Source organism: Candidatus Skiveiella danica (assembly GCF_022705245.1).
Lineage (GTDB): Bacteria > Pseudomonadota > Gammaproteobacteria > Burkholderiales > Burkholderiaceae_C > Skiveiella > Skiveiella danica.
The window spans coordinates 423-651 of sequence record NZ_JAKJEW010000126.1 but is presented as its reverse complement, the minus strand read 5'-3'; the positions used below and the strand labels follow the sequence as shown (position 1 = coordinate 651).

Below are 229 nucleotides of genomic sequence, written 5' to 3'. Positions count from 1 at the left end.
TGACGTCAGGAGCTGGCCGGATGCATCAGTCTGGAGTGAAGCGGATCCGACAACCTCTTCTGCCTTGACGACAGTCCCGCCGCCACCGCCACCGCCACCGCCACCGCCACCGCCACCGCCTCCTCCACCGCCGCCACCCTGGCTGACGGTGATGTAGCCCGCGCGGGTCAGTATATCGGAACCGGCAGCATTTGTTACTGTCAGGTTGACCGTGTAGACCCCGGCGGCG

1 protein-coding gene is annotated in these 229 nt (G+C 66.4%); it reads right to left on the bottom strand.

Annotated elements, in window-relative coordinates; genetic code table 11:
* Positions 1-229: hypothetical protein (locus ACMUOY_RS20430; protein WP_413894552.1), on the bottom strand; the 229-nt coding region annotated here is incomplete at both ends.